At 64.3% G+C, this 7,861-nt stretch carries 9 protein-coding genes; 5 read left to right on the plus strand and 4 right to left on the minus strand.

Annotated elements, in window-relative coordinates; translation table 11 throughout:
* Window positions 1–325: hypothetical protein (locus VMR03_RS12975; protein WP_325405869.1), on the plus strand; the 325-nt coding region annotated here is incomplete at its 5' end.
* A gap of 719 nt (window positions 326–1,044) precedes the next feature.
* Here the strand turns inward: VMR03_RS12975 and VMR03_RS12980 are convergent.
* Genes VMR03_RS12980 through pdxH form a run of 4 tightly spaced genes read right to left on the minus strand, consistent with a single transcriptional unit; the run spans window position 1,045 to window position 4,978 of the window.
* The gene (locus VMR03_RS12980; protein WP_325405871.1) at window positions 1,045–1,800 is read right to left on the minus strand and encodes an SDR family oxidoreductase; all 756 of its coding nucleotides are present in this window, start codon (window positions 1,798–1,800) and stop codon (window positions 1,045–1,047) included.
* Window positions 1,801–1,849: 49 nt separating this feature from the next.
* Window positions 1,850–3,424, minus strand: coding sequence for an AAA family ATPase (locus tag VMR03_RS12985; protein ID WP_325405873.1), 1,575 nt, complete (start codon window positions 3,422–3,424; stop codon window positions 1,850–1,852).
* Between the two features lie 4 nt (window positions 3,425–3,428).
* Complete coding sequence (locus tag VMR03_RS12990) at window positions 3,429–4,304, minus strand: cation diffusion facilitator family transporter (protein ID WP_325405875.1); 876 nt, start codon at window positions 4,302–4,304, stop codon at window positions 3,429–3,431.
* 38 nt (window positions 4,305–4,342) lie between these two features.
* Window positions 4,343–4,978, minus strand: a complete 636-nt coding sequence (pdxH, locus tag VMR03_RS12995; protein WP_325405877.1) for a pyridoxamine 5'-phosphate oxidase — start codon at window positions 4,976–4,978, stop codon at window positions 4,343–4,345.
* Between the two features lie 143 nt (window positions 4,979–5,121).
* Between pdxH and VMR03_RS13000 the strand changes: the two genes are divergently transcribed.
* The 4 genes from VMR03_RS13000 to VMR03_RS13015 form a co-directional block, all read left to right on the plus strand.
* Window positions 5,122–5,595, plus strand: a complete 474-nt coding sequence (locus tag VMR03_RS13000) for an RT0821/Lpp0805 family surface protein (protein ID WP_325405879.1) — start codon at window positions 5,122–5,124, stop codon at window positions 5,593–5,595.
* 25 nt (window positions 5,596–5,620) lie between these two features.
* A complete protein-coding gene (locus VMR03_RS13005) occupies window positions 5,621–6,307 on the plus strand; it encodes a tetratricopeptide repeat protein (RefSeq protein ID WP_325405881.1) in 687 nt (228 codons plus the stop codon).
* A 71-nt stretch (window positions 6,308–6,378) separates the two neighbouring features.
* Entirely contained in the window at window positions 6,379–7,335 is a 957-nt protein-coding gene (locus tag VMR03_RS13010) for a DnaJ C-terminal domain-containing protein (RefSeq protein ID WP_325405883.1), read from the plus strand.
* A 145-nt stretch (window positions 7,336–7,480) separates the two neighbouring features.
* The coding region (locus VMR03_RS13015; protein WP_325405885.1) for an SDR family oxidoreductase at window positions 7,481–7,861 on the plus strand (381 nt) is incomplete at its 3' end.

Consider the following 7,861-nt stretch of genomic DNA (forward strand, 5'->3'; position numbering starts at 1 on the left):
CTTCGGCCCCGGCCTCGATGCCGTCTTCACGACCGGCGCGCCGCAAGCCGTGTTCGAATCCGTCGTGGAGCCCGATCAGTTCGGCCGCTTCAGCGAACAGGGGCAGATCGTCTTCGGCGGCGGCACGGTGAACTTCGTCAACGAAGGCGAAGGCGCCATCGGCGAAAGCCCCGACACGTCGTTGCAAGTGGGCCATGTCGTCCGCCGCATCGAAAGCGGCACCGGCGCCTTCGAGGGCGCGACCGGCTTCATCGTCTCGGCCTTCACCGTCGGCGAGAACGCCATGCTGCGCGACAGCCAGAGCGCGGTGATCTTTCTGGCGTAGGCAACGGATTTCTAATCCGTCGGTTGTATCCCAACCTAAAGTGTCATCCCGGCCTTGTGCCGGGATCCAGGGGCCGAGAATTCTGATTATGTCGCCCCTGGGCCCCGGGACAAGCCCGGGGTGACAGTCCAAGTTGAAGCTCAAACGTGCTGCCCGCGTCTGTTTTCGGCCTGAATCCGACTAGACGCGTGTGCTCTTGCACTCCTTCGCCGAATCATGAATCCAGCATGCGCCATTCTCTTGCGCTTTATGCGTGCCGCCAAGGTCGTCTGTTAACGTGACCAAACACTCGAATACATCTCCAGGTCGATCTACACTTTTGCTCTCGAAGAACGTCACCCTTACGTCTGCTTCTCTCAGCCATTCCTCCGGCAACCTTCGCGCAACAAGCTGATCCGTGAGCATCTGTCGGAAGTGCCGGACCATGTCGCTGAACTCTGGATTAGGCGGCACGATAGCTGATCTAACAAGATCCACATGGACTTCGTATGCCTTAGACACTCGCGCATGTTTGTAGAGTTTGCCGAGTGCCCAATAACCGCCAACGTCGTTGTTGCGACTCACAAAAGTGCCGAGTAAGCCAAACGCCACGCCACGAAAGTCTTTCCGTCTGGGCATAGTTACTCCTAGCGCCAAGGGTGGCCACTCAAGTCGTTCGCCAGGTAATCGGCCAACTTTCTTCACCAAAGCGGTGAAGTGAACCTCGCCGACAGCCACAGCTAAACGTGCTGGCCGCCATTGATGTGGATCTCGGCGCCGTTGACGTAGCTCGACTGATCCGTGCACAAAAAATAGATCGTGCGGGCGACTTCTTCCGGCTTGCCGAGGCGCTGCATCGGAATTTCCGCGACGATCTTCTCGGTGCCGGGCGACAGGATCGCGGTGTCGATCTCGCCGGGCGCGATCGCGTTGACGCGAATGCCGAGCCGGCCGAAATCCGACGCCATTTCGCGCGTCAGGCCGGCAAGCGCCGATTTCGACGTCGCATAGGCCGAACCGGCGAAAGGATGGACGCGCACGCCGGCGATCGACGTCACATTGACGACCGAGCCCTGCGCCGCCTTTAGCTCCTCGACCAATCCGCGCGCAAGCATCACCGGCGCGAAGAAATTCACCTGAAAGACCTTCTGCCAGGTCTCCATCTCGGTGCTGAACACGTTGAGACGCGCGCCGCCCGGCCCCTTGGGCGAGATCGCCGCATTGTTGACCAGCGCGTGGAGACGGCTGCCCTGATCCTTCAGCCGCTCGCGCATCTCGGCGATGGCGGCCTCCGTGTTTGCAGGGTCCGCCAGATCGACCTGAATGTGGTCTTCCGGCCCCATCTCCCAGGGACAATCCTCGGGAAAGGGATGCCGCGAACAGGTGATGACCCGCCAGCCCGCGCTCGAAAAGCGTTTCACCGTGGCATGGCCGATTCCCCGGCTCGCGCCGGTGAGGATCAGCGTCTTGCGTTCCGAGTTTTCCAAGTTGCTCATGAGAAGCAATCTAATCTAAAGCCGCGACAAGCGCCAGCGGCGGGAAATATCAACTCGCCGAGTTATTGAGCCGATCGCGCGCATGCGCAAGGCTTTCCGCCGGCGTCCCCGAGGCGTCGACCCGCATCCAGTCCATCCGTCCGAGATCATAGCCGAGTTGCTGCCGCAGAACTGCGACATCGGCGTCGGAGGGATCGCGCGCGCCGGCCGTCCGCGCCGCGACGCGGGCTTCCAGCACATCAGCCGGCGCCTCGAGCCAGAGGCCGGCAAAGGGCACACCGGCCTCCGCCGCCAGCTTCGCAACATCCCGCCGCTCCCCTTCCCGCGCAAAAACGGCGTCGGCGACGACCGGCAGGCCCGCGCCGAGCGCCGCGCGCGCAAGCGTCAGCATCCTGTCATAGACCGTCGCGCGGACCTCTGGCGCATAGGCCGCTTCGGGAAGCCGCTCCAGCGGTCCGACGCCGAAAAGCCGCTTGCGCAGAATGTCGGTGCGCAGATGCACCGCGCCAATCGGCCCGCCGAGCAGCGGCGCGAGGCTCGTCGCCAGCGTCGACTTCCCCGTTCCCGACAAACCGCCGACGGCGACGAGGCGCGGAGCGGCCGGCGCGAGCGCCGCAAGCGCGAAATCGAGATAGGCGCGAGAGCGATCGCGCTTTTCCTCCGTGTCGGCCACCACCGCCGTCACCTTGGCGCGGACAGCCGCCCGCGTCGCGATGAAGAGCGGCAGCAACGCAAGCCCCTCCATCGTCGCCCCGATCTCCGCTTCGGACACATGATCGAGATAGGTGTTGAGTGCGCGATTGGCGAAACCCTCGAGCCGCGTTTCGCTTGTCGCGCGAAAGGCAAGATCCATCAGCAGAAAGCCGAGATCGTAGAGAATGTCGATGGAGGCGATGTCGTCGCTGAATTCGATGCAGTCGAAAATGACCGGCTTCTCCCCGATCAGCGTCACATTGCCGAGGTGAAGATCGCCGTGACATTGCCGCACGAAGCCCATGTCGCGTCGCCGGTCGAGCAATGCACCATGCCGCGCGATCAGCCTGTCGCATTCCACGCGCAGGCGCCGCACCTTTTCCGCCTCGAACACCGCACCGATGCTGCCCTTCAGATTGTCGTCATTGCCGGCGACGATCCGCGCGAAGAGCGCCGCGCCGCCGCGGTCATGCTTCACCTCCGCCCGCGCATGAAAGCGCGCGACATCGGCGGCCAGCGTCTCGATGAGCGCGCGAGAGAGCTTGCCCTCGTCCGCGAGGCGCGCGAACAATCCCTCCGCCGGAAAGCGGCACATCTCGACCAGCCAGTCGACGACCTCGCCCTCCTCACCGCCGAGCCGAAGCTCCTTCCCGGTTTGCCGGATCGGCACCGTGCCGAGATAAATCTCCGGCGCCGTCCGTCGGTTGAGCGCGACCTCGTTCTCCGCCGCCACCCGGCGTTTTTCGAGTGTGGTGAAATCGAGAAAGCCGAAATCGACGCGCTTCTTCAGCTTGTAGGCAAGGGGACCGGCGAGATAGATGCGCGAGGCATGCGTCTCGATACACTCGATCTTTTCGTCCCCCGCAAGTCCGTAAGTTTCCGGCCGCGCGAGAAAGGCGGCGATCTCGGCTTCCACGCCGCCGCTGCCCATCGGATTAAACGCGCTGCAACCGCGTCAGTTCCTCGACGCCGGCAGGGTCCTGATGAATGATGACTTCGGCGTCGGGAAACGCCTCCATGATGCGCGCCTCCACATCGTCGGAAATGCGATGCGCGTTCATCAGCGAGATCGCGCTGTCGAGTTCGAGGTGAAACTGGATGAAACTGCGCGTGCCCGAGGTCCGCGTCCGAAGATCGTGGATGTTGATCGCCTCCGGGTGCGACAACGCAATCGCCTTGATGCGCTCGCGGTCCGCCTCGGACAATTCGCGATCCATCAACTGGTTGTAGGAGCCGAAAACGATCTGCGCCGCGGATATGCCGATGAGAACGGCGATGGCGAGACCGAAAAAGGGATCGGCCCAGCGAATGCCGAAAAGACCTGACAGCACCAGCGCCGCGACCACCGAGAGGTTCATGAAAAGGTCGCCCCGGTAATGCGTCGAGTCCGCCTCGATGGCGAGCGAATTCGTCTGTGCGACGACATGGCGCTGGAACGCGACGAGGGCGAGGGTGATGACGATCGCGGCGACTGTGACGGCGATGCCGACTGCCGAATTTTCGACGGGCACCGGGTTGACGATGCGCATGATCGCCTCGAAGACGATATAGCCCGCCGACGCAAAGATGAAGATCGCCTGGCCAAGTCCCGCCAGCGCCTCCGCCTTGCCGTGGCCGAAGCGATGCTCGTCGTCTGCCGGCGTCAACGAATGGCCGACCGCGACAAGATTGAGCAGCGACGCCGCGCCGTCGAGCAGCGAATCCATCAGCGTACCGAGCATCGCGATGGAACCAGTCAGATAGAAGGCGGCACCCTTGATGACGATGAGCGTGACGGCGACCGCGACGGCGGCATAGGTCGCCCGTTTCATCAGTTTCGCATTATGGTTCGCGCGGCTCGCTCCTGTCCTCATGGGAAGAGCTTTCTGACTCGCCAATCGCCGTCGGCGCTTTCGCGTTCATAGACCAGACGATCATGCAGGCGGAACGGCCGGTCGCGCCAAAACTCGATGGCAAGCGGCGCGATGCGGAACCCGGACCAGTGCGGCGGACGCGGCACCTTCGCCAATCCGAACTTCGCAACGTAGCGCGCGACTTCCTTTTCGAGTTCGAACCGCGTCTCGAGCGGACGCGACTGGCGCGAGGCCCAGGCGCCGATCTGGCTGTCGCGGTGGCGCGTCGCGAAATAGGCGTCGGCCTCTTCGGGCGATACGGAACTCACAAGACCGCGCACACGCACCTGCCGCCTGAGGCTCTTCCAGTGGAAGCAGAGCGCGGCGCGCGGGTTCTCCGCCAGCTCGCGGCCCTTCGCGCTTTCAAGATTGGTATAGAAAACGAAGCCGCGCGCATCCGCGTCCTTCAGCAGCACCATGCGCACGTCGGGAAAGCCAGACGCGTCCGCCGTCGCCAGCGCCACGCCGTTCGGGTCGTTGATCTCGCTCGCCCGCGCCTTTTCCAGCCAGTCGTGAAAGAGGCGGACAGGATCGCCTGCGGCGGCCCAGTCGGCGGGATCGTCTCTTTCGAGGCTGTCTGGCTGATCGCTCACATCAAACTCCGGTCACGCAGGCGGGTTTATTTCCCCGCCATATTTCCCGCCACATTTATCGTCTTATATAGTCACCCATAGGGGTTTGTCCTGCACGGTCAGGAGGGCGACCGGGACGGACACAAAGATAGGACTGGAATAAAATGAGATTTCTCAAAGGCTTGACAATAGGTGTCCTCGCCCTGGCGCTTGTTGGTTGTCAACAGGGAGCGGGCCCGAAGCAGAATATCGGCACGCTGGGCGGCGCCGTCGCAGGCGGCCTGGCCGGTTCGGCAATCGGCGGCGGCACCGGTCGCCTCTGGGCGACGGGCGCGGGCGTCCTGCTCGGCGCGCTGGTCGGCAGCGAGATCGGCAAATCGCTCGACCGCGCCGACCGCCAATACATGGCCGACCGTACGCAATACGCGCTCGAAAGCGGTCAATCCGGCCAGCCTGTCGAATGGCGCAATCCGGACTCGGGCAATTACGGCACGGTGACGCCGCAGCGGGCTTACCAGAGCAACAATTCCTACTGCCGCGAATACACCCAGACGGTCAATGTCGGCGGCCAGTCGGAGCGTGCCTACGGCACGGCCTGCCGTCAGCCCGACGGATCCTGGCAGATCGTGAATCAGTAACCGGGCGCGCGGGGGGATGGCATTCGTGAACCGGGCCAGGCCCGCCTTGCTCGTCATCGGCATGACCGCGGCTGCGCTCTTCTGGGGCGCAGCCGTTGCCGTTGCGGCGCCCGTCCAGACGCTGGAGCACCCGGAGCCCTTGCCGCCGCCCAGCGCACGCTTCATGGAAGGGGTCGCCGCCTATGATTCCGGCGATTACAAACGCGCTTATGAAGTCTGGCTGCCGCTCGCCCAAGGCGGCGATCTCGCGGCCATGCGCAATGTTGCCCTGCTGCTGCGCAAGGGCGAAGGAACGGCGCGCGACCCCGAACGGGCGCTCTGGTTTTATGAAGAAGCCGGGCAGAAAGGGTTCGCCCTCGCCCAGCTCAACGCCGCCTTCATGCATCTGGAGGGAGACGGCGTACCGAAGAACCTCGAGGCGGCCGCCTTCTGGTTCCATGCCGCCGCCCTCGCCGGCAGCCCGGTCGCGCAATACAACATCGCCGTGATGTATGAGCGCGGCCAGGGCGTCGACAAGGACATTTCCCTTGCTCTCGGCTGGTATGCGCTGGCCGCCCGGTCCGGCAGCAGGCTCGCCCTCGACCGACTCGCCCTGCTCGTGCCGAGCCTCGAAGGACCGAAGGCGCCGAAGCCCGCCGATCTTCCGGCCCGGCAGGTCGCGCCCGCGCCGCCCGCTCCCGACTTCGAAATGCGCGGATCCGACACGCGTTGAGGCAGAACGGTTAACGAATTCGTATCGGCGCGTCTTCTATCCTCGATCTTACGATCTCCCGGAGAAAGACGTTGCGCGACCCCTATGAAATCCTCGGCCTGACGCCGACCGCCGGAGCCGCGGACATCAAATCCGCCTATCGCCGGCTTGCCAAGCGCTATCACCCCGACGCCCAGGCCGATGCCGGAGATCGTCCCGCGGGCGCCGCCGAGCAGGCGCGCTTTCAGGAAGTCACGGCCGCCTACAACCTTCTGAAGGACGCCGCCGCCCGCGCCCGTTTCGACGAGGAACGCCGCCGCGCAAGGGTCAGGCCGCAGCGCCCGCCATCGCCAAAAGAGCGGGCCTTCGAGGAAGCCGCTTTCGCGAAGGCCGCGCGGCGCACGGAAACCATCTTCGAAGCCACACACGAGGCGGGACCTGAGAAGGAGACCTCCGAAGACCTTTTCTCTGAACTCTTCGAGGGCCTGCGCAGCGCCGGCAAGCGCGTCTTCCGCGCGCGCGGGCAGGACCGGACCTATCGCCTGTCGATCTCCTTCATCGAAGCCGCAATCGGAACCAGGAAGCGCGTCACGCTGGACGGCGGCAAGCGCCTCGACGTCCGCGTGCCCGCCGGCGTCGAGCAGGGCCAACAGATTCGGCTACGGGGACAGGGCGGCGACGGCCATGGCGGCGCCGAGGCCGGCGACGCGCTGATCGAAATCGGCATCGAGCCACACCCCCATTTCCGCCGTGACGGGCTCGACATCCACCTCACCCTGCCGGTGACGCTGCCCGAGGCGGTGCTGGGCGCCAAGGTCGAGGTGCCGACCGTTTCGGGCCCGGTCACTCTGACCATTCCCGAAGGTGCCAATACCGGGACGAGGCTCCGCCTTAGGGGCAAGGGCATAGCGCCGGAGGGGAGCGCCGGGGCCGGCGACCAGTACGTCACTCTGGAGCTTGTCCTTCCCGACACCCAGGATGAGCCATTACGCGACTTTGTACGCGGTTGGGCCGCCGGACAGTCACAGAACCCGCGCCAGAATCTCTGACACCTGTTCTAATGCAAGTACTTGAAGCGCCAGAATGATTCGTCCCCGGACCGCCACCGTGTCCGGCTTTTCGGTAGACCGGTCACGGCTATTGTGTAGGATGCCCGCCAATTCGAGGATGAGAAGCGAACGAGACGAGGACGCGATGAGCGAAGCGATCACACGCACCCAATCCGGGGTCAAGGGCGGCCTGATGGCCGGCAAGCGCGGCCTCATCATGGGCGTGGCAAACAACCGTTCGATCGCCTGGGGCATCGCCAAGGCATGCGCCGACCAGGGCGCCGAAATCGCCTTCACCTATCAGGGCGAGGCGCTGCAGAAGCGCGTCATCCCGCTCGCCGAATCCGTCGGCTCGACGCTCATACTTCCCTGCGACGTCACCGAACAGGGCAGCATCGACGCGCTCTTCGAACGGCTGCAGGCCGAATGGGGCAAGATCGACTTCTTCGTCCATGCCATCGCCTATTCGAACAAGGACGAGCTCGACGGCCGTTATGTCGACACGACGCTCGACAACTTCACCGCC

Source organism: Parvibaculum sp., from assembly GCF_035511255.1.
GTDB lineage: Bacteria > Pseudomonadota > Alphaproteobacteria > Parvibaculales > Parvibaculaceae > Parvibaculum.